Raw genomic sequence first — 23,225 nt, forward strand, 5'->3', positions numbered from 1 at the left:
CCCCGTACTGGATGGATGTCCTGTATGGTCGTACAGGACCACGTAAAAGACTAAACACGCTCACAATGGGGAGGTACCACCCCGTCAGGTAATGAGATGATGGCCACACCCGATCAGGGTCATGACACCCGTTCCCGGATACTCGCCGCGGCCCGCAGGCTGTTCGCCGAGCGCGGCTACGCGGCCACCTCGCTCGCCGACATCGCGAGCGCCGTAGGGCTCTCCAAGACCGCGGTCGCCTACCACTTCCATCCCAAGGACCGGCTCGCGGCCGAGCTGATCGCGCCCGCGGGCGACGACATCCTCGCCCTGCTCGGCACCGACTTCCACGACGACACCACGGCCTTCGTGCGGGCCCTGGTCGACTTCTCGGTGCGGCACCGGGCGGTGCTCCGGCTGCTGATGGAGGACATCGGCGGCATGGACTGCGCCCCGCCCGGCTCCATGGGCGAGCTGCTCCGCGAGTTCCGCGACGAGCTGATGCGCAGGATCGCCGGGGACTCCCCGGACCCCGAGGCCCGGGTGCGCGCCTGGGCCGTGCTCGGGGCGATCCAGACCGCCGTGCTCAAGACGATCGACCTGCCCGAGGAGACGGTACGGCCCGCCCTGCTGCGCGCCGCCCTCGCCGCCTACGGGTCCTGACCCCGCCGCCCCTCGCCCCGCCCGCCCGCGCCCGGGGCGCGCCGCACGCCGTTGTCACGGCCGTCCCTCCCGGCGTGCCGTACCGCGGTGCCGTACGGCCGTGCCGCAGGTGCTCTCCCCGTCGCGGCAAACACGCGGACACCCCGCGTCACTCGGCCGAATCACACCCCATCGTTATCAGGGGTGGTCGCTTGCGCCACATCCAGCCACTATTGGGGATGTATCCCGCAAGAGCGCGCAATAGCGCTGTTATACCGTCACGGTGGCCCGCACTTTTGCGTCGCAGGGAATTACAGTAGCTTGACGGAGTTTGCTCGTTCACACCCAGTTAACGACACGAGGTAGCCGGTATCCGATGGAGGCGCCCGCCGTCACATCCGGCCGCGGGGACGCCCTGCGGCGTCTCGTCGCCGCGCTGAGCCGCAGGCCCGTGATCGTCCTCGTTCTCGGCGAGGCCGGCATCGGCAAGACCTACCTGCTGGCCGAGGCCGCCCGGCACGCCCGTCAGGCGGGCGTGCGCGTGCTCCACGGCCGCGCGCGCGACTTCGGCGGGGGCATCGCCTACGCCTCCCTGGTCGAGGCGCTCTCCCCGCTGCACGACGACCCGGTCGGCGGCCCGCCGCTGCGCGCCCTGCTCGACGCGATCGACGAGGCCGCCCTCGGCGGCCCGGCGGGCGCGCCCGCGGTGCTCGCGGTCCGCCTGCTGGAGTCCCTGCCCGGGCCCAGCCTCATCGTGATCGACGACGCGCACCTCGCCGACGCCGACACCCTCAGCCTGCTCGGCTACCTCACCCGGCGCGTCCCCCGGGTCGCGGTGCTCGCCGCCGCCCGGCGGCCGCCCGACCTCGACGCCGACGAGACGATCACCCTCGCCCCGTTCACCCTCGAGGAGACCGGCGCCCTCCTCACCGACCTGCTGGGGCGCACGCCCGACCCGGACACCGTGCGCCGGGTGCACGCCGACAGCCGGGGCAACCCGTGGTTCGCCCAGGAGATCGCGCGCGAGCTGGTGCACGACGGCTCGATGCACGGCGTCGACCCGTCCGCGCGGCGCGGCGCCGTCCTCGGCCGGCTGTTCCAGCGCGACCGCAACGGGCGGAACCTCGCCCGGGTGCTCGCCGCGCTGCGCCGTACCCGCCCGGCGTACCCCACCGACCTGGAGGTGCTCGCCGAGGTGGCCGGGCTGCGGCCGGAGGAGGCCGAGGCCGCGTTCGACGGCCTGGTCCGGGACGGCATCGTGGTGAGCACCGAGGACGGCGCGCACGAGTTCGCCCACCCGCTCGTCGCCGAGGCGCTCTACGCCGACCTCGGCCCGGCCGAGCGGCGGCGGGTGCACAAGCGCATCGCCGAGCTGCTCAGCCGCCAGGGGCTGCGCGGCACCCGCAGCGTGCTGGAGTGGGCCACGCACGTCGCCGAGGGCGGCACCGTGCCCGAGGCGCTCGCCGCCGCGCTGCGCGCCGCCGATGTCACCCGCGTCACCGCGCCGCTGTCGGCCGCCCACTGGTACGGCCGCGCCGCCCGGCTCGCCGCCCCCGAGGACCGGGGCGGGCTGCTGTCGCGGCAGGCCCGCTCCTACTGGAAGGGGTCGCGGCCCCGGGAGGCGGTGGAGGCGGGGCTGCGCGCCCTGGAGCTGCTGGAGCCGGGGCGGCGGCGGGTGCGCACCGCCTACACCGTGGTGCACGCGGCCACCACGCTCGGCCGCTACGACCAGGCGCTGCGGGTGATCGAGGAGCAGCTCCCGCACGCCGACGACCCGACCGCGCTGCTCGCCCAGCGGGCCGCGCTGGAGGCCCAGTTCAACCGGGACTCGGCCGAGAGCGCCCGGCTCGCCTGGGCCGGGCTGGACGACGCGCCGCCCGAGGACCGGCTCGTCACGCTCACCTCGCTCAGCCAGCACGCGCTCATCACGGGGGACTGGCGGCGCGGCGAGCGCGCCGCCGAGCTGCTGGTGACCGGCTCGGTGGCACTGCCCCCGGTGGCGCGGATGACCGCGCTGGAGACCGCGGCGCACCTGCTCGCCATCGCCGGGGTGCGCACCCGGGCGCTCGGCCTGCTCGAGCAGGCCGGGGAGATCCGCGACGCGCTCGGCTGGGGCGACATCGCCGGGCAGGCCCGGCACACCATGGCGCTGCTGCGCAGGCTCGGCGGGGAGTGGGAGCGGGCGCTCGCCGACATCGCGGCCAGCGCCGAGGACATGGCCGAGGCCGGGCTCGCGGAGAGCCTCGCCATCGTGCGCAACATCCAGCTCGACATCCTGCTCGCCCGGGGCCGGTACGACGAGGCCGAGCGGATCCTCGCCGAGCCGCCGCCGGAGAGCCCGATGCAGCTCGGGATGCGCACGGTGTACGCGGCCCGGCTGGCGCTGAGCCGGGGCGACCGGCGGCGGGCCGAGCGCCTGCTCGACGAGGCGCTGGCGAGCGGGCCGCCGGAGGTCGTGCACCGGGCGCTCGCGGTGCGGGCGACGCTGCACGTCAACGCCGGGGAGCGGGCCCTCGCCCGGGAGGCGTCGGTGCGGCTCGACGAGGCCGCGTGCCACGGGACGCCCCGGGCGCGGCTCGCCGCGCATCTGTGCGCGGCGGCGTGCGGGGACCGGGAGCGGGCCGAGGTCGCGCTCGAGCTCGCCCGGGGCGACGGCCTGGTGTTCGAGGAGGCGAAGGCCCGGCTGGTGCTCGGCGAGCTCGGTGACCTGGCGCAGCTCCAGCGGGCCCATGCGATCTTCCGCGAGCTCGGCGCCGCCCCCTGGAAGGAGCGGGCGGCCCGCCGCCTGCGCGAGGCCGGGCTCGCCCCCGCGCCCACCCTCGCCCTCACCCCGGCCGAGCGCCGCGTCGCCCAGCTCGTCGCGGTCGGGCGCAGCAACCCGGAGATCGCCGAGGAGCTGCACTACAGCCGCAAGACGGTCGAGGTGTACCTGAGCCGGGTGTACGCGAAGACCGGGCTGCGCTCCCGGGTGGAGCTCGCGCTCGCGGTGGACCGCGGCGAGATCTGACCGGTCCGGCGGTACGGCCCGGCCGCACGGCCTGCCCGGCGCGGGGCCACGGCCGCGACCGGCCGGCGCGGGCACCCCGGAGGGACGGCGGTCACCGAGGCCGATCGGCGTGCGCGCACGGCACGCAAACCGGCACACGGCGCACACGGCGACGATCCGCCCGGCCCGCGCGGCCGACCGGCGAGTCCTAGGGACCTCCCTACTTCCTCGGCGCACGCCCGGCCCGCCATCGTTGCCTGCTGAAGGCCGAAGGCCGCGGCCCGGACACGGGGATGCGGGCGGACCCGCCCCTGGCGGGCCGTGCGCGCCACGCCGCGGGCTTCGGTCCTTCCGGGCGCGTCGCCGGCACGGCCGTCCCTGTCGGGACGGGGCGACCCACGGCCACGGCGACACGGTCGTCGCCGCGACCGCCGGGGGGGCGGTCGCGGCCGGCCGGCTCCTCCGCCGCACGCCGCGCCGACGGCGCGACCGGCGGGAAGGCCCGGTCAGAACAGCACCGACATGAAGGTGCCGACCTCTTCGAAGCCGACCTTGCGGTAGACGGCGCGGGCCGGAAGGTTGAAGTCGTTCACATAGAGCGTGACGAGCGGGGCGAAGTGCTTCAGCGCCTGCTCGACCACGGCGGCCATGCCCGCCGCGCCGTACCCCTGGCCGCGGCGCTCCGGGTGCACCCACACGCCCTGGATCTGGCAGGCCTGCGGGGTCACCGCGCCGATCTCGGCCTTGAACACGACCTGGCCGTCCTCGATGCGTGCGTACGAGCGGCCGATGCGGATCAGCTCGGCGACCCGGGACCGGTAGAGCGCGCCCCCGTCACCGACGTCCGGCGAGACGCCCACCTCCTCGGTGAACATCGCCACGCAGGCCGGCAGCACGACGTCGAAGTCCTCCGGCCGCACCCGGCGCACCAGCGGGTCCGGCGCCACCTTCGGCGGCGAGGAGGTGGCCATCACCGGCTGGGACCAGCGGATCGCGCGCGCCGGGCCCCAGTACGGCTCCAGCCGCTCCCACAGCAGCTCCACCGACGCGGCCGGGCCGACGATCGACGAGCAGCGCCGCCCCTGCCGCCGGGCGCGCTCGGCGAAGGCGTTGATCGCCTCCGGGCCGGCGTTCACCGGCACCAGGTTCGCCCCGGCGTAGCAGAGCGCGGTCAGCTCGCCGCGCGAGCCGTACCCCCACATCTGGCCGCCGAGCCGGGGCGGGCTGAGGCCGACCGCCCGCACCCGGGACGCGACGAACACGTTGGCGATCGGGTCGGCGTCGAGGATGCGGAGCACCTCTTCGCGATCGCTGTCGTCCAGCACGCGCGACGCCGAAGTACGCAGCATCACACGGTCAAGCCTACGCGACCGCCCGATTTTTTCCAGGTACCGCCACTACAGCCCGAAAGGGGTTCCGATGGGGGCGCGGGCGGCCCGCACGGACGCCGCCCTGGTGGCCTCACCGGGCACCGGCGCGGGCGCCCGGCGGCAGGTGGCCGCGCGCTCGCCCGGCACCGCCCCGGTGAGCAGGTAGGACTCCACCCGGCGGTCGGCGCAGACGTTGCCGCTGAGCGTCACCCCGTGGTTGCCGCCGCCCACGGTGACCAGCCGGGCGGTGGGGAACAGCCGCCGCATGCGCAGCGCCCCCTGGTACGGCGTGGCCGCGTCCCGCCGCGACTGGAGCATGAGGATCGGCGGCAGCTTCGCCGTGGTGCCCACCTTCACCGGGGTGCGGCCCGGCACCGGCCAGAACGCGCACGGCGCGTTGTACCAGGTGTTCGCCCAGGTGAGGAACGGTGCGGTGGCGTTGAGGCGACGGCTGTCGGCGCGCCAGGCCGCCCAGTCGCGCGGCCAGGGCGCGTCCCGGCACTCGACCGCGAGGTAGACGGCGTAGCCGTTCTCCGCGTCGGCCGTGCCGTTGCGCACGTACCGCCGGAACGCCTTCATCAGCCGGGTGGCGTCGCCCCGGCGCACCTGGTCGGCGAACGCGCGGGCGAGCTTGGGCCAGATCGCGTCGGTGTAGCCCGCCACGGTGAACAGGTCGTCGAGCTCGGTGGGCCCGATCACGCCGTTCGCGGGCCGGTCGCGCAGGCTCTCCCGCAGCCGGTACCAGGCGGCGCCGACCCGCTCCGCGGTGGCGCCCAGCCGGTAGGTCCGGTGGTGCGCGGCCACCCACGCCATGAAGTCGCGGTGCCGCCGCTCGAACGCGGTGTTCTGCGCGAGGTTGTTCGCGTACCACACCCCGGTGGGGTCGATGACGCTGTCGAGCACCATGCGCCGCACCCGTTCCGGGAACAGCGTGGCGTACACCGCGCCGAGGTAGGTGCCGTACGAGTAGCCCAGGTAGCTGATCGTGCGCTCGCCGAGGGCCTGCCGGATCACGTCCATGTCCCGGGCCGCGTTCTCGGTGGTCATGTGCGGCAGCAGCCACGACCAGCGGGACGCGCAGCCCTCGGCGTACGCGCGGGCCCGCTCCAGCAGCACCTCCTCGTCCCGCTCGCCGCGCGGCACGTTGTCCGGGCGCGGCGGCCGGTAGTACCGCTTGGGGTCGACACAGCTCAGCGCCGGGCTGCTGGCGCCCACCCCGCGCGGGTCGAACCCGACGATGTCGTACCGCGCGGTGACCCGCTCGGGCAGGTGCGCGGCCACGTAGGCGGCGAGCTCCCGCCCGGACGCGCCCGGGCCGCCCGGGTTGACGAGGAGCACGCCGAGCCGGGCGGAGCGGGGGCCGGTCGCCCGGAACCGGTTGAGGGCGAGCCGCAGCCGCCGGCCGGACGGGTCGGAGTGGTCGAGCGGCACCTCCACCGTGGCGCACTCGGCCTTCCGCTCGCCCGAGCCCGCCCCGACCTTGTCGCACGCGCCCCACCGGAGCGCCTTCGGCGCCGCGCCGGCTCCCGCCGCCCGACCGGCGGCGCCGTACGCCTCCGCACCCGCCGTCCAGCCCAGACCGGTGGCCAGCACCGTGGCACCCGTCGCAACCGCGATGACCCGCTTCACCGTCACTTCCTCTCTGCTGTCAAAGCGCAGAGACGATGTTCTCCTAAGTGAGGGCGCGATTACTCAACGCTCAGGTCGATGGTTGTCAAACTGTAGCAGACGAAACACCAAAGGTAATCGGCGCCGGTGGACGGCGGGTCCGGGACGTCAGGAGACGACCACCTCGGGCCCGTTCGCGCCGGGGTCGTCCGGGTCGACCGTGATGCCGCGGCGCTCGGCGAGCTTGAGCGCCTCCTCGATGAGGGTCTCCACGATCTGCGACTCGGGCACGGTCTTGATCACCTTGCCCTCGACGAAGATCTGGCCCTTGCCGTTGCCGGAGGCGACGCCGAGGTCGGCCTCGCGCGCCTCGCCGGGACCGTTCACCACGCAGCCCATCACCGCCACACGCAGCGGGACCGGCAGCCCGGCCAGCCCCGCCTGCACCCGCTCGGCGAGGGTGAACACGTCCACCTGGGCCCGGCCGCAGGACGGGCAGGAGACGATCTCCAGGCCGCGCTCGCGGAGGTTGAGCGCCTCGAGGATCGCGATGCCGACCTTGACCTCCTCCACCGGCGGGGCGGACAGCGACACCCGGATGGTGTCGCCGATGCCCTCGGCGAGCAGCGCGCCGAACGCCACCGCGGACTTGATCGTGCCCTGGAACGGCGGGCCGGCCTCGGTGACGCCGAGGTGCAGCGGGTAGTCGCAGCGCTCGGCGAGCAGGCGGTAGGCGGCGATCATCACCACCGGGTCGTGGTGCTTCACCGAGATCTTGAGGTCGGTGAAGCCGTGCTCCTCGAAGAGCGAGCACTCCCACAGCGCCGACTCGACGAGGGCCTCCGGGGTGGCCGTGCCGTACTTGCGCAGGAGGCGCTCGTCGAGCGAGCCGGCGTTGACGCCGATGCGGATCGGCACGCCGGCCTCGGAGGCGGCCTTGGCGATCTCCCCGACCCGGTCGTCGAACTTCTTGATGTTGCCCGGGTTCACCCGGACCGCGGCGCACCCGGCGTCGATCGCGGCGAACACGTACTTGGGCTGGAAGTGGATGTCGGCGATCACCGGGATCGGCGACTTCGCCGCGATCTGCGGCAACGCGTCGGCGTCGTCCTGCGAGGGGACCGCGACCCGCACGATCTGGCAGCCCGCCGCGGTGAGCTCGGCGATCTGCTGCAGGGTGGCGTTGACGTCGGCGGTCACCGTCGTGGTCATCGACTGCACCGACACCGGCGCGTCCCCGCCGACCGGCACCGACCCCACCATGATCTTCCGGGACTTTCGCCGCTCCGCGAGCGGACGCTTACGCACGGTGGGAATGCCCAGATCAACAGAAGTCATTGCTGCACCTTGTGTCAGTTGCCGTTGTCGGCGGCGAGCACCGCCGACCAGTCTAGGCAAGGCGGCGGATGGATCAGGACGAAACGCCGCCACGCGCGGGCCGTGGGCGGGGCGCGGCGCGCCCGTGCCCACGGCGGCGCGGGCGTCGCACCCAAGGGCTATCCGGTGAGCTCCCGGGCCCGCGCCCGGGCCCACTCGTCGGCGGCGAGCACCTCCTCCACGGAGGAGGCGGGCTGGACGTCGTGCTCGCCGACGACCCGGGCGACGGTGTCGACGATCCCCGGGAACGGCAGCCGACCGGCGAGGAACGCCTCCACGCAGACCTCGTTCGCCGCGTTGTAGACGGCCGGGGCGGTGCCCCCGGCCTCGCCGACCGAGCGGGCGAGCGCGACGGCGGGAAACGCCTCGTCGTCGAGCGGCTCGAAGGTCCAGGTGTGCGCCTTGGTCCAGTCGATCGCGGGCGCGGCGTCGGGCACCCGCTCGGGCCAGCCGAGGGCGAGCGCGATCGGGAGCCGCATGTCCGGAGGACTCGCCTGGGCGATCGTCGACCCGTCGGTGAACTCCACCATCGAGTGGATCACCGACTGGGGATGAACCATGACGGAGATGCGGGCGTATTCGATATCGAACAGCAGATGGGCCTCGATGACCTCAAGGCCCTTGTTGACCAGAGTTGCGGAGTTGATGGTGACCATCGGCCCCATGGACCAGGTCGGGTGCGCGAGCGCCTGCTCCGGCGTGACGGAGGACAGCTCCGCCCGATTACGGCCCCGGAACGGCCCGCCGCTCGCGGTGACGATGAGGCGGCGGACCGCCGTACCCGGCCCCTCCCCGGCGGCCCGCCCCGGCCCGGCCGCCCACAGGCACTGGGCGAGGGCCGAGTGCTCGGAGTCCACCGGCACGAGCTGCCCGGGCCGTGCCAGCCGCTTGACCAGCGGGCCACCGATGATCAACGACTCCTTGTTGGCGAGCGCCAGCGTCCGCCCCTCGCGCAGCGCGGCGAGCGTGGAGGACAGGCCGAGCGCGCCGGTGATGCCGTTGAGCACCACGTCGCACGGCCAGGCCGCGGCCTCGGCCACCCCCTCCGGGCCCGCCAGGATCTTCACCGGCCGCCCGGCGAGCGCCTCGCGCACCGCGGGCACCGCCCCCGGGTCGGCCACCGCCACCACCTCGGGGCCGAACTCGGCCACCTGCCGGGCGAGCAGCTCGGGCCGTCCGCCACCGGCGGCGAGGGCGACGACGCGGAATCGATGTCGGTTCCGGGCGATGACGTCCAGCGCCTGGGTGCCGATCGATCCCGTCGACCCGAGCAGGGCGATGGTTCTGGGCTCGTAGTCGCTCGTGGCGGCCGGACAGCCGCCGGCGTCCGGCCGCGTTCCCGCGTTTCGCACGCCCCCATTCTTTCCGGCCCGGCCGCAAGGTCGCCAACGCGGGCCGGGCGATAGCGGGGCGATCAGGGCAAACGCTACATGCCGTCACCACCTGGGTGCTTTGCGCCCAACTGTCTCCATAACCGTCTTGACAGTTAGCAAGAAGGCAGTGTCAACCGACCACTACCTTCCCGAGAACAGGGATCACCCGCTCACGGAGGTACGAATGCACCGGATCGCCCGACGTCTTGCCGTACTCGGCCTGCTCCCGCTAGGTGTGGCCGGGCTGACACTGCCCGCGGCGCATGCCGAGGGAGGCGCCGCCACCGGCGCCACCGGGCTCGCCGCGGTGTCGGCCGCCACGCCCGGGGCGGGCTCCGCGGCCAGGACCTCGACCTCCCCGCGCGACCGCGGCTACCACACCTGGCGCGGGGCGAGCACGTTCGCGCAGCAGCAACAGGTGCGCAGGTACTGGAACCGGTCGCGGCTGCGCTCGGCCGAGCCGATGGAGAACATCCTGTTCCGCAACCGGCGCGCGGCGACGCGGCCGGGACAGGACGTGACGCGGCCGGGACGGCCGGGCTCGCCGGGAACGGGATCCGGCTCCGCGGGCTCGGGTTCGGCCGGTTCCGGCTCGGCGGGGGCGGGCTCCGGGGGCTCGTCGGGGTCGTCGGGGGCGGCGACCGGCACCCCCACGGTCGTCCCGCCGACCACCGGGCAGAACTCGCTCGGCAACTCGGTCCGCCAGGTCGCCGCGGCGATCTGGCCGGGCACCGGCGCGATCGCCACCACCGCCGGGCGGGTGTTCTTCACCATCAACGACGGCGGCCGCGCCCGGACGGCCTCCTGCTCGGGCACCGCGGTCACCAGCGCGAACCGCAGCGTCGTGCTCACCGCCGGGCACTGCGTGAAGTCGAACGGGCAGACCCACCGGAACGTGGTGTTCGTGCCGGGCTTCCAGAACGGCCAGCGGCCGTTCGGCACCTGGGTGGCGACGAACCTGTTCACCACCCAGCAGTGGAACGCCAACGAGGACATCAACTTCGACATCGCCGCCTTCGTGGTCGCCCCGCTCAACGGGCGCAACCTCGTCGACGTGGTCGGCGGCCAGGGCGTCGCGTTCAACCAGCAGCGCGGGCGGCAGATGTACTCGTTCGGCTACCCGGCCGCGCAGCCGTTCGACGGCAGCAGGCTGATCTTCTGCTCGGGCCGCTCGTTCGACGACCCGGTGCAGACGAACGACCTGGGGCTGCGCTGCGACATGACCGGCGGGTCGAGCGGCGGCCCGTGGATGATCAACTTCAACGAGCAGACCGGCGCCGGCCTCGTCAACTCGGTGAACAGCTTCAAGTACAACTTCGACCAGAGGTTCATGTTCGGCCCGTTCTTCGGCCAGGAGGCGCAGGCGGTCTACAACGCCGCCCAGAACGTGGGAGCCCAGTGACGGCGACCCGATGACCGCGAACCGCGCGCATCGCACGGAAACCCCCACCCGACCGGCGACCTTTTTACGAAAAGTAGTCGCGCGATCACGTCGCGTGGTCCACACTCGGGAGGCATGACTGCGTGCCTCCCCCTGATGGCCGCCGGCTGTCTCGCCGCCGTCCTGGTGGGTCCCATCACGGGCGGCCCATCCCCGGTCACCCGGCCCTCCCCGGCCGGACCTCCGCACGTCCGTCCCGCCGCCCCGGCGCGTCTCGCGGGGCCGGGCGAGGTGGAGGCCGTCTCCCTGGAGTCCGCCCCGGCCGGGCCGTCCCCGGCCCGGGCGCTCCGGGCGCCCGCGGGAGGGTCAGGGGGTGACGCACCGGGCGCCGCGCCGCCGGGACCGGGCCGGCCCGGCGTGGTGCAGCACGCGGCCGAGGCGGACGGGGCCGCGCAGCGGCGCGTCCTCGCCTACTGGACGCCAGGCCGGATGGCCGCCGCCGAGCCGGTGGAACCGTCCGGGGGGTTCGGTAACCTGCTGCCGCCGGAGCGGCGGCGGCAGGCCACCGCCTCCGGAGTCGGCCTCGCCCACGCCACCGCGGGCGCCCGGTGGACCATGGCGTCCGGCCGCCGCCCGGCCGCGCCCGGCACGATCGCCGCCACCACCGGCCGGGTGTTCCTCACCATGAACGGCCGCGACTTCGTCTGCTCCGCGGTCTCCATCCGCGCCGCCAACCGGGACCTCGTGCTCACCGCGGGCCACTGCGTCAAGGACGGCACCGGCGACTGGGCGCGCAACTGGACGTTCGTGCCCGGCTACGACTCCGGCCGCCGGCCGTACGGGACGTACACCGCCCGGCGGGCGTTCGTCACCACCGGGTGGTCCCGGCACGGCGACGACGACGAGGACGTGGCGATGGTCGCGGTCAACCCCCACGGCGGGCGGCACCTCGCCGACGTGGTCGGGGCCCAGCCGATCGGGTTCAACCCGCCGCGCGGCCGGCAGACCTACGCGTTCGGCTTCCCCGCCTATCCGCCGTACAACGGCGAGCACCTGATGTACTGCGCCGGCCCGCTGCACGCCGACCCGAACCGGCAGACCCGCGGCCAGGGGCTGCGCTGCGACCTCACCGCCGGGGCGAGCGGCGGGCCGTGGCTGTCCGGCTTCGACCCGGTCACCGGCCACGGCACGGTCACCTCGGTGAGCAGCTTCAAGTACAGCAACGACCGGCACACCATGTACGGCCCGTACTTCGGCGACGCGATCCGGCGGCTGCACGCGGTGGCCGAGCGGTCCTGACCCGGCCCGCCCGGCCGCAGCGTGCCGCGCCGGTCACAGGGTCAGGCCGGTGAGCACCGTGGTGCGCGGGTAGGTGTAGTCCTCCATCGCCGAGCGCAGGCCCTCGCGGCCCATGCCGGAGTCCTTGACCCCGCCGTACGGCATCTGGTCGGCGCGGTAGCTCGGCACGTCGCCGATGATCACCCCGCCGACCTCGAGCTCCTTGGCCGCGCGGAACGCGGTGGCGAGGCTGGTGGTGAACACCCCCGCCTGCAGGCCGTACGCGGAGTCGTTCACCACGGCGAACGCCTCGTCCACCGAGGCGACGCGGCGCAGCACGAGCACCGGGCCGAACACCTCCTCGCGGCACACCCTGGCGTCGTCCGGCACGTCGGCGAGCACCGTCGGCTCGACCAGCGCGCCGGTACGGCCGCCGCCGGCCAGCAGCCGCCCGCCGGCCTCGACCGCCTCCCGCACCCACTGCTCCACGCGCCGGGCGGCCTGCTCGCTCACCATCGGCCCGACCTGGGTGCGCTCGTCGGCCGGGTCGCCGGTGACCAGGGCCTTCACCTTGGCCACGAGCCGGTCGGCGAACTCGTCGTACACCTCGTCCTGCACCAGCACCCGCTGCACCGCGATGCAGCTCTGCCCGGCCTGGTAGTTGGCGTAGAGCGCGATCCGGGTGGCGGCCCACTCCAGGTCGGCGTCGGCGAGCACCACCGCGGCCGCGTTGCCGCCCAGCTCGAGCGTGACGTGCTTGCGCGGCACCCGCTCGGCGATCATGAACCCGACCGGGGCCGAGCCGGTGAACGAGACCACCGGCAGCCGGGGGTCCTCCACCAGCGCGGCGGCCCGCTCGTTGGGCAGCGGGAGGATCGAGAACATGCCCTCGGGCAGGCCGGTCTCGGCGAGGAGCTCGCCGAGCAGCAGCGCGGACAGCGGGGTGGCCGGCGCGGGCTTGATGATCACCGGGGCGCCGACCGCGATCGCCGGGGCGACCTTGTGCGCCACCAGGTTGAGCGGGAAGTTGAACGGGGTGATGCCGAGCACCGGCCCGTACGGGTGCCGCGTCACCAGCGCCAGGCGGCCCTCGCCGGCGGGCTCGGTGTCGAGCCGCATCATCTCGCCCCCGAGGCGGCGGGTCTCCTCGGCGGCGAACCGGAACGTCGAGACCGCCCGGGCCACCTCGGCCCGCGCCCACATGAGCGGCTTGCCGTTCTCCGCGCTGATCAGCTCGGCGACCTCGGCGGCGCGTTCGGCGAGCCGCCGGGAGACGTGCGCGAGCGCCTCGGCCCGGGTGTGCACGGGGAGCGCGGCGGCGGTACGGCGGACCGCGTCGGCGGCGGCGACGGCCCGCTCGACCTGCTCGGGCGTGGGCACGGCGGCCGCGCCCACCACCCGGTCGTCGTAGGGGCTGGTCACGATGATCTCGTCCTCGCCGGTAGCGGCCTGACCGGCGAGCCAGAAGGGGCGGACGTCCATGTTCCCGACGCTACGCCCGGACGCGCCATGCTTGGATCACGCCTGGAAGTACATACGGGTACTTGTGTCACGCCAGGGCGAACCATTCCCTGTTCCACGGGTTCGTGGTACAGAGGATGCTCGAATTTGCCACTATTTAGTGGCGAGGTGGTTTGAACCCTCGCCCGACTGGTTAGGTCGCAAGCGTGCGGGTCCGCCGCGGGGACCCCCGAGGGGAGAAGGGCACGTCGCTCATGGGTTCGCCGGCGCCGCTCGGGCTGCAGGGCGCCACTGCGCCGGGTCAGCGCTCCGCGCACGAGGAGCTGCGGCAACGCGTGCTCGACGTGGCCTGCCGCCTGCTGATGAACTCAGGGCCGGAGAGCCTCACGGTACGGCGGATCGCCGCCGAGGCCGACTGCCCCACCACCGTCATCTACACGATGTTCGGCAGCAAGGAGGGCCTCGCCGAGGCCCTCTACCTCGAGGGTTTCGAGCGGGTCCGGCGCCGATTAGAGGCGGTGCCGCCGCATCCCGACCCCCTCGAGTACCTGCGTGCCCTGGGCCCCGCCTACCGGGAGGCGTGTTTCGCCGAGCCCGCCTACTACAGCCTGATGTTCGAGAAGGCGATCCCCGGCTTCGAGCCGAGCGAGCGGGCGCGCACCCTCGCCCGCGCCGCGCTCAACATCCTCGACCGGGTGGTCGCCGACTGCATCTCCGCGGGCTATCTCGTCCCCACCCAGCCGCGGAAGATCGCCGACGCGCTGTGGGCCGCGGCGCAGGGCGCGATCAGCCTGGAGCGGGCCGGGTACTTCCGCGACGGCAGCAACTACGAGCTGGTCACCACCGCCACGGTGCTGCACTTTCTGGTCAAGCGCAACAAGCGCAACCGGTGACCGGCCGGCCGGTCAGGCCGTGCCCACGTTGAGCGCGACCCACAGCTCGGCCCGGGTGGCGGGGTCGTCGAGGTCGCGGCCGAGCAGCTCGGCCGCCTTGCGGATGCGGTAGCGCAGCGTGTGCCGGTGCACGCCGAGCCGCTGGGCGGCGGCGTCCCAGTGGCCGTTGGCGGCGAGGTAGGCGCGCAGCGACTCGATCAGGTCGGCCCGGGAGCCGTGCTCGCGCAGCGGGGCGAGCAGCGCCTCGGCGTACCCGGCCGCCGCCTCCGGGTCGAGCAGCGCGAGCAGCCCCTGACCGGCGAGGTCGCGGAAGCGGACGAGTGCCTTGCCGGTGGTGTGCGCGCGCTCCAGGGCGCGCTCGGCCTGCCGGAGCCCGGCCGCGAGCGCGTCGAGGGCGACCGGGTCGCTCGACCCGGCCCGGCCCCGCTCGGCGGCGATCGCCGCGGCGCGCTGCGCCTGCGCCTCGGGCACGAGGGCGACCACCATGCCCCGCCACGGCGCGGTGAACCCGGGCAGCGCGTCGCCGAGCCCTTCGGCGTCGTCGGAGCGGCAGGCGAACACCACCACGGGGCCGGTGGGGAGCCCTTCGCCGAGCACCTCCTCGGCCGCCGCCCGGTCCCCGGCGAGCAGCAGCCGCAGTGCCGCCGTGCGCACCCGCGCCTCGGCCGCGAACCGGGCCCGGCTCTGCTCGAGCGCGAGGGTGAGCAGCGATCCGGCCGCGTTGACCACGGTGTGCGCGACCGGGGAGAACGGCCGGGCGCGGCCCACGGCGAGGAAGCCGCGCAGCCGCCGGTGGTCGCCGAGCCGCTGCACGATGAGGTGCTCGTCCGGGGTGGCCGAGGACAGGCCGGCGGGGGCGCCGGTGGCGCGCAGCCGCTCCAGCTCGGGCAGCAGCCCGCGGGCCCTGCGCCGGGCGCCCGCCCCGGCCGAGTGCAGCACGCCGCCGCCCTCGTCGAGCAGCAGCACCCAGCCGTCGACCTCCTTGGCGAGCCGGTCGACGACCGCGTGCATGCCCTCGGGCTGCAGCGCGGCCCGGGTGAGCCGCCCCTGCGCGGCGAAGGCGCGGTTCAGCTCCTCGTACTGCTCGGCCGCGAGCAGCTCGCTCACCGCCTTGCCGACGGCGATGAACGGCGTGTCCCGGTGCACCTCGATGAGCGGCAACCCGCGCGCCTCGGCCGCCCGCACGTACTCCTCCGGCACCTCCTCGTGGCTGAGCCCGACGCCGAAGCCGAGGCCCGCCGCGCCCCGGGCGACGAGCCGGGAGATGTACGGCCCGGCGTCGTAGGCGCCGAGCCGCATGCCGGTGGTGAGCACGAGCTCGCCGCCCTCGAGGTAGGGGGTGGGGTCCTCCAGCTCGCTCACCGCGACCCAGCGCACCGGCCGGTCGAGCTCGCCGGCCGCGGCCAGCACGCGAAGGCGCAACGGCGCCATCGCCACCACCCTGCGCAGGGTCGGAGCCATGGGGTGTCCCCGTTCCCGATTGGTCCGAAGTTGTCCATCCTGTACAGAAGCTCTGGCGCCATTGTGCCACGCTGCACAGGGGCGCCACCGGGTTGCAGGCCGTACCGTGACCCCGCGGAGACCATCGCGGGACCGGGCCGACATCCCGGCCCCGCGCCCACCGGCCCTCCCTTGGCCGCGCCCGGCCGCGCGCTGGCCCGGGCGTTGTCGATCATTGGCCCGGCGATCGCGGCGGCGTGACCCGGCCGTGGCCGCGCGGCGCGGCGGGCGGATGAGCGTACCCCCGCCGTTCTTCCGGTTTACACCGACCGAAGCACGGCATCCGGCATGCGATGGATGCCCGTTTTCGTGGGCTATGCGGCATGGCTCATGCCCGTGTTTTAACCCTTACTTGACACCCTGCCAGTCGATCACGACGTGTAACGGCGTTATAACGGTTCGGGTAACGCTGGAGATCATTGGAGAGGTATGGGCAGGGAAGCGATGCCGGGGTCGCCGCACGTGGTGATATTCGACCCCGAAGAGCTGACCCTGGCACAGTGCGACGGTGACGCCTGCGTGGTGTGCCACAAGCGGTGGCCGCGGCCGCGCGTGCGCGTGGGGCGGCTGCCGGACGGCAGGTACGTGCTGACCTGCGAGGACTGTGCCGAGCTCCTCTCCCCCCTGCCGCCGCGCGCGCCCGACGACGACCACGAGGCGTGCCCGCCGCCGGTGCGCGTGCCGGTCCCCTGACACGTTCCGTCAGCGGACGAGCTCGCGCCAGCGCCGCTGCCACTCGGCGTGGTCGACGCAGCCGGTCGTGCCGTCGCCGCAGTCCGCCGTGGGCCGCACCGCGAAGACGATCCGGCCGCGAAGGCCAGGGTCGTCCACCCGGTAGTCGTCGCAGATCCGCCGGGTGCGCCCGGTGCACGCCTTCGGGTTCGCCGGGGCCAGGCCGGTCCACGCCGCCGCCTCCCGCTGCACGTCCGCAGAGCTCACGTGGCCCAGCCAGCGGTAGGCGCAGTTCACGTTCGCCGCGCCCGCGGTGATCATCCAGGCGTCCGCCCAGCCCGTGGTACGCCGCGGCGTGACCCCCTGCACCGGCCGGTCCGCCCGGGCGAGCACGCCCACCTGGTACGGCAGGGCCTGGGCGAGCCGCAGCCGCCCCGGCGCGAAGCCGCGCACCACGTCGGTCGAGCTGCGCCAGAAGGCGCGCTCGTCCTCGCCGCGCGCCTCGAGCAGCGCGACGGCCGCGTCGAACCGCTCGCGGGTGAGCCGGAACGGGTCCTTCGTGCCGTCCTCGCCGTCGAGCGCGAGCGCGGCGTCGGCGATGGTGAGCGGGTCGTCGCGCAGCATCACCGGCCCCCGGTCGCGGAACAGCGCGCCGATGTCCGCAGGCGCCGCGTCCCGCCCGAGCTGGGCGCGGTCGTAGCCGACCTGGTGGTAGGCCCACAGGTACGGCACGCCGTACACCCGGTCGCCGGCGGTGAACGCGGGCAGCGTGCGCAGCCACTTGGGGATGTCGCGGTAGTGGGACACGAGCCTGGTGGCGAGCGGGGCGGCCCGGCCCTCGGCGATGAGCCGGCCGGCCGTCTCCGGCGGGGCGGAGACCACGTCGTAGGAGCCCTCGGCGAGCGCCTGGTCGAGCCGCTCGCCGCGCTCGGCGTAGGTGAGCCGGACCCGGCAGCCGGTGTTCCGCTCGAACGCCGCGATCCAGTTCACCGTGGGGTCGACGCCGCCGTACTCGACGTACCCGCGCAGCGCGAGCACGTTCACCGTGCCCTCGCCCTTGCCCAGCGCGGTGGGCGTCGGGGCGGGGCTCGCGCTCGGGGACGGCGTGCCGGACGGGGAGGCCGAGGCCGCGACCTGCCGGGTCCGCGCGGCCGCCTCGGCCACGACCGTGGTCGCCGTCTGCGGGCCGCCGCAGGCCGCCAGCGCCAGCCCGGCGGCGGCCGTCGCCAGCACGCGGGCCGGCCGCGCCGCCCGCCCGCGCGTCACCCCTGCCACTTGGGCGCCTCCTCCCCGATCGGCCCCGGTGCCTTCGGGTGTGGAGCCTAGCGGGCCGGGCGGTCAGCCGCCCGCGGGGAAGCCCAGGTGCACCCCGCCGTGGGACGGGTCGAGCCAGCGCGCGGTGACCACCTTCTGCCGGGTGTGGAAGTGCACGCCCTCGGTGCCGTACACGTGGGTGTCGCCGAACAGCGAGGCCTTCCAGCCGCCGAACCCGTAGTAGGCGGCCGGGACCGGGATCGGCACGTTGATCCCGACCATGCCGACCTCGACCTCGTTCTGGAACCGCCGGGCCGCGCCGCCGTCGTTGCTGAACACCGCGGTGCCGTTGCCGTACTCGCCCTCGTTGATGATCCGCAGACCCGCCTCGTACGACGGCACGCGCACGATCGCCAGCACCGGGCCGAAGATCTCCTCGCGGTGCACCCGGGAGCCGACCGGCACGTGGTCGAGCACGCTGGGCCCGAGCCAGAACCCGGGCCTGTCCGCGGCGGTGCCACCGCCCCGGATCGGGGCGCGCCGGCCGTCCACCACGAGCTTCGCCCCCTCGGCCACGCCGAGGTCGAGGTAGGCGGCGACCCGGTCGCGGTGCTCGGCGGTGATCAGCGGGCCCATCTGGGACTCGGGGTCGTCGCCGGGCCCCACGACGATCTCGCGCGCCCGGGCGACGATGCGGTCGACGAGCTCGTCGCCGATCGGGTCGACCGCGAGCACGGCCGAGATCGCCATGCACCGCTCCCCGGCCGAGCCGAACCCGGCCGACACCGCGGCGTCGGCGGCGAGGTCGAGGTCGGCGTCGGGCAGCACGAGCATGTGGTTCTTCGCCCCGCCGAGCGCCTGCACCCGCTTGCCGTGCGCGGTGCCGGTCGCGTACACGTACCGGGCGATCGGCGTGGAGCCGACGAACGACACCGCCCGCACGTCCGGGTGCTCGAGCAGCCGGTCCACCGCCTCCTTGTCGCCCTGCACCACGCCGAACACCCCGTCGGGCAGCCCCGCCTCGCGCCACAGCTCGGCGAGGCGCAGCGACGCCGACGGGTCCTTCTCCGACGGCTTGAGCACGAACGCGTTGCCGCAGGCGATCGCGATCGGGGCCATCCACAGCGGCACCATCGCCGGGAAGTTGAACGGGGTGATCCCGGCGACCACGCCGAGCGGCTGGCGGATCGAGTAGGAGTCGACGCGGGTGGAGACGTTCTCGGTGTAGCCGCCCTTGAGCAGGTGCGGGATGCCGCAGGCGAACTCCACCACCTCCAGGCCGCGGGCGACCTCGCCGAGCGCGTCGGCGTGGGTCTTGCCGTGCTCGGCGGTGATGAGCCGGGCGAGCGCGTCCCGGTCCCGGTCGAGCAGCTCGCGGAACCGGAACAGCACCTGGGTACGGCGGGCGAGCGAGGTGTCCCGCCAGGCGGGGAACGCCCGGGCCGCGGCGGCGACCGCCGCGTCCACCTCGGCGGCGGTGGCGAGGTCGACGTGGCCGGTCACCTCGCCGGTCGCCGGGTTGTAGAGCTCCCCGGTACGGCCGGCGCCCGGCACGGCCGCCCCGCCGATCCAGTGCGTGACGCGCCGCGGGCCGTCGCTCACGCCGTCTCCTCGCAGATCGCCTCGAGCGCGTCGACGATGATGCCGAGGCCCTCCTTCGCCTCCGCCTCGGTGAGGGTGAGCGGCGGGGCCATGCGGATCGCGTTGCCGTACAGGCCGCCCTTGCCGACGAGCAGGCCACGGCGGCGGGTCTCCTCGAGGAAGCGGTTGGCGAGCGCGGGCGACCGCTTCCCGGTGGCCGGGTCGCTCAGCTCGATGGCGAACATGAGCCCCTTGCCGCGCACGTCGGAGACGATCGGCATGCGCTCGGCGGCCTGGCGCAGCCCGCCGATGATGAGCTCGCCGAGCCGGGCGGCGTTCGCCTGCAGGTCGTGCTCGAGCACGTAGTCGAGGGTGGCGTTCGCGGCGGCCATCGCGATCGGGTTGCCGCCGAAGGTGGACACGCCCGCCGCGGGCAGCCCGTCGAGCAGCTCGCCCCGGGCGACAACCCCGCCGATCGCGAAGCCGTTCGCCAGGCCCTTGGCGAAGGTCATCATGTCGGGGGTCACGCCGTGGTTGCCGATGCCGAAGAACGACGACCCGGTACGGCCCCAGCCGGTCTGCACCTCGTCGGAGATGAACAGGATGCCCTCCTCGGCGAGGACCTCCTGGTAGGCGCGGTACAGGCCGTCGGGCGGCATGGTGAACCCGCCCACGCCCTGGATCGGCTCGGCGATGAGCGCGGCCACGTTCCCGGCGACCGCGGTGGCGAGCACGTGCCGCAGGTCGTCGACGCAGGCGGCGATGTACTCCTCGTCCGACATGCCGCGGAACCGCGGCAGGTGCCGGTCGGTGCCGTGCAGGTAGTGCACGTTGAGCGGGGAGTAGGAGCTGTTCTTCCAGCCCCGGTTGCCGGTGACCGCGATCGCGCCGAAGCTGCGGCCGTGGTAAGACCCGCGCATTGCGAGCACCTGGTCCGAGCCCCGGGCGACGGTGGCGGCGAGCAGCGCGGTCTCGTTCGCCTCGGTGCCGGAGTTGGTGAAGAACACCTTGGCGTCCGGGATGCCGGACAGCCGGGCGATCTTCTCGGCCAGCTCGACCTGGCCCCGGATCAGGTACAGCGTGCTCGTGTGCACGATGCCGGTGGCGAGCTGGCGCTCCACCGCCTCGCGCACCTCCGGCACGCCGTACCCGATCATGTTGGTGAGGATGCCCGCGAAGAAGTCGAGGTAGCCCCGGCCGCGGGCGTCGTAGACACGGTTCCCCTCGCCGCGGACGATCTCGATGGGCTCGTCGTAGTAGAGGGAGACCCACTTGGGGATGACGGCTCGGTGGCGCGCATAAAGGTCCGGCATGCTCCGAGTATCCCGTGTCGTCCCTTCGCTGTCCCGCCCGCAACGTGTCCGGGGATCCCCTGCCCGGATTACAGGGTGACGGAACCCGGGCCGGGCGTCCTCCTCACACCTTGTCCGGACGAACCGTGCGGAGCAGGACGAGCGCCACCAGGGCCGACGCGAGCGCGAACCCGACGCTGACGTAGGCGCCCACCGACATCGCCTCGAGGAAGGCCTCCTTGGCGGTCCGCACGAGGCCGGGGTCGCCGAGCGCCACCCCGCCCGCGATCGACTCGCGGGCCGCATCCGGCACCGTGGCGGGCATCGCCGCGCGGTACACCCCGGCGAGCACGCTGCCGAGCACCGCGATGCTGAGCGCGTACCCGACCTGCTGGACGGTGTCGTTGAGCGCGGACCCCACGCCCGCGTGCTCCTGCGGCACCGCGCCCATCAGCGTGGTGTACGCGGCCGGGCCGGCGAGGCCGCCACCCACGCCCGCGATGAGCAGCCCGGCCACGAGCGTGCCGTACCCGTCGCCGAGGTCGAGGCTGCCGATCACCGCGAACCCGGCCGCCACGATCGCGAGCCCCAGCACGATCAGCGTGCGGTTGCTCACCCGGCGGCCGAGACCGGCGCCGATCCCGTTGGACACCGCGGCGGCCACCGCGTACGGCAGCAGCGCCAGCCCGGCGGCGAGCGGGTCGTATCCGAGCACGAACTGCAGGTACTGGGTGAGGGCGAGCAGCAGCGCGCCCGCGCCGAACGACAGCAGCACGATCGACAGGCAGGCCCCGCGGAACGAGCGCTCGCGGAACAGGCCGAGCGGCAGCATCGGGTGCGGGACCCGCCGCTCCCAGACGACGAACGCGACCAGCGCGGCCACCGCGAGCACGGCGGCGACCGGCACGCCGTTCGCGGCCCAGCCGTGCACCGGCCCGTTGATGATCGTCCACACCAGCGAGCCCATGCCGACGATCGACAAGACCACGCCGAGGGGGTCGAGGCCGCGGACGGTGCCCCGCGACTCGGGCATGAGGGTGAGCGCGGCGACGATGGCGACGATCGCGATCGGCACGTTGATGAGGAACACCGCGCCCCAGAAGTAGTCGCGCAGCAGCAGGCCGCCGAGCGTCGGCCCGGCGATCACGCCCACCATCGCCACCGCGCTCCACGCGGCGATCGCCTTCCGCCGTTCCCGCTCGTCGAACACCGTGATGAGGATCGACAGGGTGTTCGGCATCACCAGCGCCGCGCCCAGGCCCATGAGCGCGCGGCCCGCGACGAGCTGCCAGGGCTCCTGGGAGAGCGTGGACAGCAGCGAGGCGGCGCCGAAGACCGCGAGGCCGATGACGAGCACGCGCCGCCGGCCGTACCGGTCGGAGAGGCTGCCCGAGGTGAGCAGCAGGCCGCCGAAGACGAGGACGTAGGCGTCGATCACCCACTGCACGTCGCTCGGGGTGGCGCCCAGCTCCCGCATGAGCGACGGGATCGCCAGGTTGAGCACGGTGTCGTCCACGACGAGGACGAGCAGGCTCAGGCAGAGCACGAGGAGGATCCACCAGCGCCGGGGGTTCGGCGGCGCCTGCGGCTCGGGTGCCGCCGTCGCGCTCTGCTCACTCGGCTGCGCGGTCGGTTTGCTCATGTGACGCCTCTCGTTCACTGTTCGAGTTTCTCGTTCACCGTTCGAGTCACTCGCACAGTGTACGAGTGGGTCGAACAGTGTGCGAGCCCTTTTATGCTGGGGTGAGACGAGGGAGGGTGGCGTGCAGCGGCGACAACGGTTCACGTCGGTCTGGGCCCGGGAGGCCGCCCGGCGACGGGAGGGGCGCAATCCGAGCGGGCTGAGCCGCGAGCAGATCGTGCGCGAGGCGGTCGCCCTGCTCGACGCCGAGGGCGCCGACGCGCTGAGCATGCGCCGGCTCGCCGCCCGGCTCGGCTCTGGAGCCACGAGCCTCTACTGGTACGTCGCGAACAAGGACGAGCTGCTCGAGCTCGCGGCGGACGAGGTGCTCGCCGAGGTGGCCCGGCTCGTCACCCACCCCGACACCCACGGGGCCCACTGGCGGGAGCTGGGGTCGCGGTACGCGTACGGCCTGCGCGAGGTGATCCTCCGGCACCCCTGGCTCGGGCAGCAGGTCGGGGTGCGGCCGCTCATCGGCCCGAACGCGCTCGCGGTGAACGCCCGGCTGTGCGAGGCGTTCGCCAAGGCCGGGTTCCGCGGGCGGGACGTGGACTACGCGGTCGGCGCGATCACCGCGTTCGCCCTCGGCACCGCCCTGCCCGAGGCGGCCTGGCGCAACGGCCTGGCGCGGCTGGGCATCCCGGAGGAGGAGTGGGAGAAGCAGGTCCGCGCGGACATGGAGCTGTCCGCGGAGCACTATCCCGAGCTGCTGCGGCTGAGCGACGAGTGGATGGCGTGCGAGAGCCCCTCCGTGGCCCGGCGGATCGCGTTCGACTTCGGCCTGGTCTCCCTGCTCGACGGCCTGGAGGCCCGGCTGCGCCCGTGACCGCCGGCCGTACCCCCGGATGGGGACGGGACTCCGCGGCGGCGTCCGGGTCCGGCCGCCTCCGGACGGCG

General features: G+C 74.3%; 17 protein-coding genes. 7 read left to right on the forward strand and 10 right to left on the reverse strand.

Features of this window, described 5'->3' with window-relative positions:
- Positions 1-99 precede the first annotated feature (99 nt).
- Together FHX40_RS15870 and FHX40_RS15875 are read left to right on the forward strand one after the other, a co-directional pair.
- Positions 100-642, forward strand: a complete 543-nt coding sequence (locus FHX40_RS15870; RefSeq protein ID WP_142260354.1) for a TetR/AcrR family transcriptional regulator — start codon at positions 100-102, stop codon at positions 640-642.
- A gap of 355 nt (positions 643-997) precedes the next feature.
- Complete coding sequence (locus tag FHX40_RS15875; RefSeq protein WP_142260355.1) at positions 998-3,628, forward strand: ATP-binding protein; 2,631 nt, start codon at positions 998-1,000, stop codon at positions 3,626-3,628.
- Between the two features lie 485 nt (positions 3,629-4,113).
- Here the strand turns inward: FHX40_RS15875 and FHX40_RS15880 are convergent, their stop codons facing one another.
- From FHX40_RS15880 to dxr, 4 genes are all read right to left on the reverse strand, one after another.
- Positions 4,114-4,956 (reverse strand): GNAT family N-acetyltransferase, encoded by an 843-nt coding sequence (locus FHX40_RS15880; protein WP_142260356.1) that lies wholly within the window; start codon positions 4,954-4,956, stop codon positions 4,114-4,116.
- A gap of 48 nt (positions 4,957-5,004) precedes the next feature.
- Entirely contained in the window at positions 5,005-6,606 is a 1,602-nt protein-coding gene (locus tag FHX40_RS15885; RefSeq protein ID WP_142260357.1) for an alpha/beta hydrolase, read from the reverse strand.
- Positions 6,607-6,753: 147 nt separating this feature from the next.
- Positions 6,754-7,923 (reverse strand): flavodoxin-dependent (E)-4-hydroxy-3-methylbut-2-enyl-diphosphate synthase, encoded by a 1,170-nt coding sequence (gene ispG / locus FHX40_RS15890; protein WP_142260358.1) that lies wholly within the window; start codon positions 7,921-7,923, stop codon positions 6,754-6,756.
- A gap of 158 nt (positions 7,924-8,081) precedes the next feature.
- Positions 8,082-9,242: a 1-deoxy-D-xylulose-5-phosphate reductoisomerase gene (dxr, locus tag FHX40_RS15895; protein ID WP_229788425.1), complete on the reverse strand. Its 1,161-nt coding sequence runs from the start codon at positions 9,240-9,242 to the stop codon at positions 8,082-8,084.
- Between the two features lie 277 nt (positions 9,243-9,519).
- Here dxr and FHX40_RS15900 point away from each other — a divergent pair, with 277 nt between their 5' ends.
- Positions 9,520-10,737, forward strand: a complete 1,218-nt coding sequence (locus FHX40_RS15900; RefSeq protein ID WP_142260360.1) for a trypsin-like serine peptidase — start codon at positions 9,520-9,522, stop codon at positions 10,735-10,737.
- Between the two features lie 396 nt (positions 10,738-11,133).
- Positions 11,134-12,015, forward strand: a complete 882-nt coding sequence (locus FHX40_RS15905; protein WP_244941598.1) for a trypsin-like serine peptidase — start codon at positions 11,134-11,136, stop codon at positions 12,013-12,015.
- Positions 12,016-12,048: 33 nt separating this feature from the next.
- Here the strand turns inward: FHX40_RS15905 and FHX40_RS15910 are convergent, their stop codons facing one another.
- Complete coding sequence (locus FHX40_RS15910; protein WP_142260362.1) at positions 12,049-13,476, reverse strand: aldehyde dehydrogenase family protein; 1,428 nt, start codon at positions 13,474-13,476, stop codon at positions 12,049-12,051.
- Between the two features lie 233 nt (positions 13,477-13,709).
- On the opposite strand from FHX40_RS15910, the gene FHX40_RS15915 reads away from it, so the two are divergent.
- Positions 13,710-14,348 (forward strand): TetR/AcrR family transcriptional regulator, encoded by a 639-nt coding sequence (locus FHX40_RS15915; RefSeq protein ID WP_142260363.1) that lies wholly within the window; start codon positions 13,710-13,712, stop codon positions 14,346-14,348.
- Between the two features lie 12 nt (positions 14,349-14,360).
- Here the strand turns inward: FHX40_RS15915 and FHX40_RS15920 are convergent, their stop codons facing one another.
- Complete coding sequence (locus FHX40_RS15920) at positions 14,361-15,809, reverse strand: PucR family transcriptional regulator (RefSeq protein WP_142260364.1); 1,449 nt, start codon at positions 15,807-15,809, stop codon at positions 14,361-14,363.
- Positions 15,810-16,277: 468 nt separating this feature from the next.
- On the opposite strand from FHX40_RS15920, the gene FHX40_RS15925 reads away from it, so the two are divergent.
- Positions 16,278-16,541 (forward strand): hypothetical protein, encoded by a 264-nt coding sequence (locus tag FHX40_RS15925; protein WP_189136151.1) that lies wholly within the window; start codon positions 16,278-16,280, stop codon positions 16,539-16,541.
- A gap of 9 nt (positions 16,542-16,550) precedes the next feature.
- Here the strand turns inward: FHX40_RS15925 and FHX40_RS15930 are convergent, their stop codons facing one another.
- The 4 genes from FHX40_RS15930 to FHX40_RS15945 form a co-directional block, all read right to left on the reverse strand.
- A complete protein-coding gene (locus tag FHX40_RS15930; RefSeq protein ID WP_142260365.1) occupies positions 16,551-17,795 on the reverse strand; it encodes an extracellular solute-binding protein in 1,245 nt (414 codons plus the stop codon).
- 63 nt (positions 17,796-17,858) lie between these two features.
- Positions 17,859-19,376 carry a CoA-acylating methylmalonate-semialdehyde dehydrogenase gene (locus tag FHX40_RS15935; protein WP_142260366.1) on the reverse strand — a complete coding sequence of 506 codons (1,518 nt, stop codon included), beginning with the start codon at positions 19,374-19,376 and terminating at the stop codon, positions 17,859-17,861.
- Complete coding sequence (locus FHX40_RS15940; RefSeq protein WP_142260367.1) at positions 19,373-20,668, reverse strand: aspartate aminotransferase family protein; 1,296 nt, start codon at positions 20,666-20,668, stop codon at positions 19,373-19,375. The genes FHX40_RS15935 and FHX40_RS15940 overlap by 4 nt, the downstream gene beginning before the upstream one ends.
- A gap of 103 nt (positions 20,669-20,771) precedes the next feature.
- The gene (locus tag FHX40_RS15945; protein ID WP_142260368.1) at positions 20,772-22,289 is read right to left on the reverse strand and encodes an MFS transporter; all 1,518 of its coding nucleotides are present in this window, start codon (positions 22,287-22,289) and stop codon (positions 20,772-20,774) included.
- A gap of 121 nt (positions 22,290-22,410) precedes the next feature.
- Between FHX40_RS15945 and FHX40_RS15950 the strand changes: the two genes are divergently transcribed.
- Positions 22,411-23,154, forward strand: coding sequence for a TetR/AcrR family transcriptional regulator C-terminal domain-containing protein (locus tag FHX40_RS15950; RefSeq protein ID WP_142260369.1), 744 nt, complete (start codon positions 22,411-22,413; stop codon positions 23,152-23,154).
- Positions 23,155-23,225: the final 71 nt, after the last annotated feature.

Source organism: Thermopolyspora flexuosa (assembly GCF_006716785.1).
Taxonomy (GTDB): domain Bacteria; phylum Actinomycetota; class Actinomycetes; order Streptosporangiales; family Streptosporangiaceae; genus Thermopolyspora; species Thermopolyspora flexuosa.

What these genes read in the sequence shown, in the direction of transcription:
- FHX40_RS15870 (WP_142260354.1), top strand. Translation starts at nt 100, where the DNA reads ATGGCCACACCCGATCAGGGTCATGACACCCGTTCCCGGATACTCGCC.
- FHX40_RS15920 (WP_142260364.1), bottom strand. Translation starts at nt 15,809, where the DNA reads ATGGCTCCGACCCTGCGCAGGGTGGTGGCGATGGCGCCGTTGCGCCTT.
- FHX40_RS15925 (WP_189136151.1), top strand. Translation starts at nt 16,278, where the DNA reads ATGGGCAGGGAAGCGATGCCGGGGTCGCCGCACGTGGTGATATTCGAC.
- FHX40_RS15910 (WP_142260362.1), bottom strand. Translation starts at nt 13,476, where the DNA reads ATGGACGTCCGCCCCTTCTGGCTCGCCGGTCAGGCCGCTACCGGCGAG.
- FHX40_RS15900 (WP_142260360.1), top strand. Translation starts at nt 9,520, where the DNA reads ATGCACCGGATCGCCCGACGTCTTGCCGTACTCGGCCTGCTCCCGCTA.
- ispG (WP_142260358.1), bottom strand. Translation starts at nt 7,923, where the DNA reads ATGACTTCTGTTGATCTGGGCATTCCCACCGTGCGTAAGCGTCCGCTC.
- FHX40_RS15945 (WP_142260368.1), bottom strand. Translation starts at nt 22,289, where the DNA reads ATGAGCAAACCGACCGCGCAGCCGAGTGAGCAGAGCGCGACGGCGGCA.
- FHX40_RS15940 (WP_142260367.1), bottom strand. Translation starts at nt 20,668, where the DNA reads ATGCCGGACCTTTATGCGCGCCACCGAGCCGTCATCCCCAAGTGGGTC.
- FHX40_RS15880 (WP_142260356.1), bottom strand. Translation starts at nt 4,956, where the DNA reads ATGCTGCGTACTTCGGCGTCGCGCGTGCTGGACGACAGCGATCGCGAA.
- FHX40_RS15915 (WP_142260363.1), top strand. Translation starts at nt 13,710, where the DNA reads ATGGGTTCGCCGGCGCCGCTCGGGCTGCAGGGCGCCACTGCGCCGGGT.
- FHX40_RS15875 (WP_142260355.1), top strand. Translation starts at nt 998, where the DNA reads ATGGAGGCGCCCGCCGTCACATCCGGCCGCGGGGACGCCCTGCGGCGT.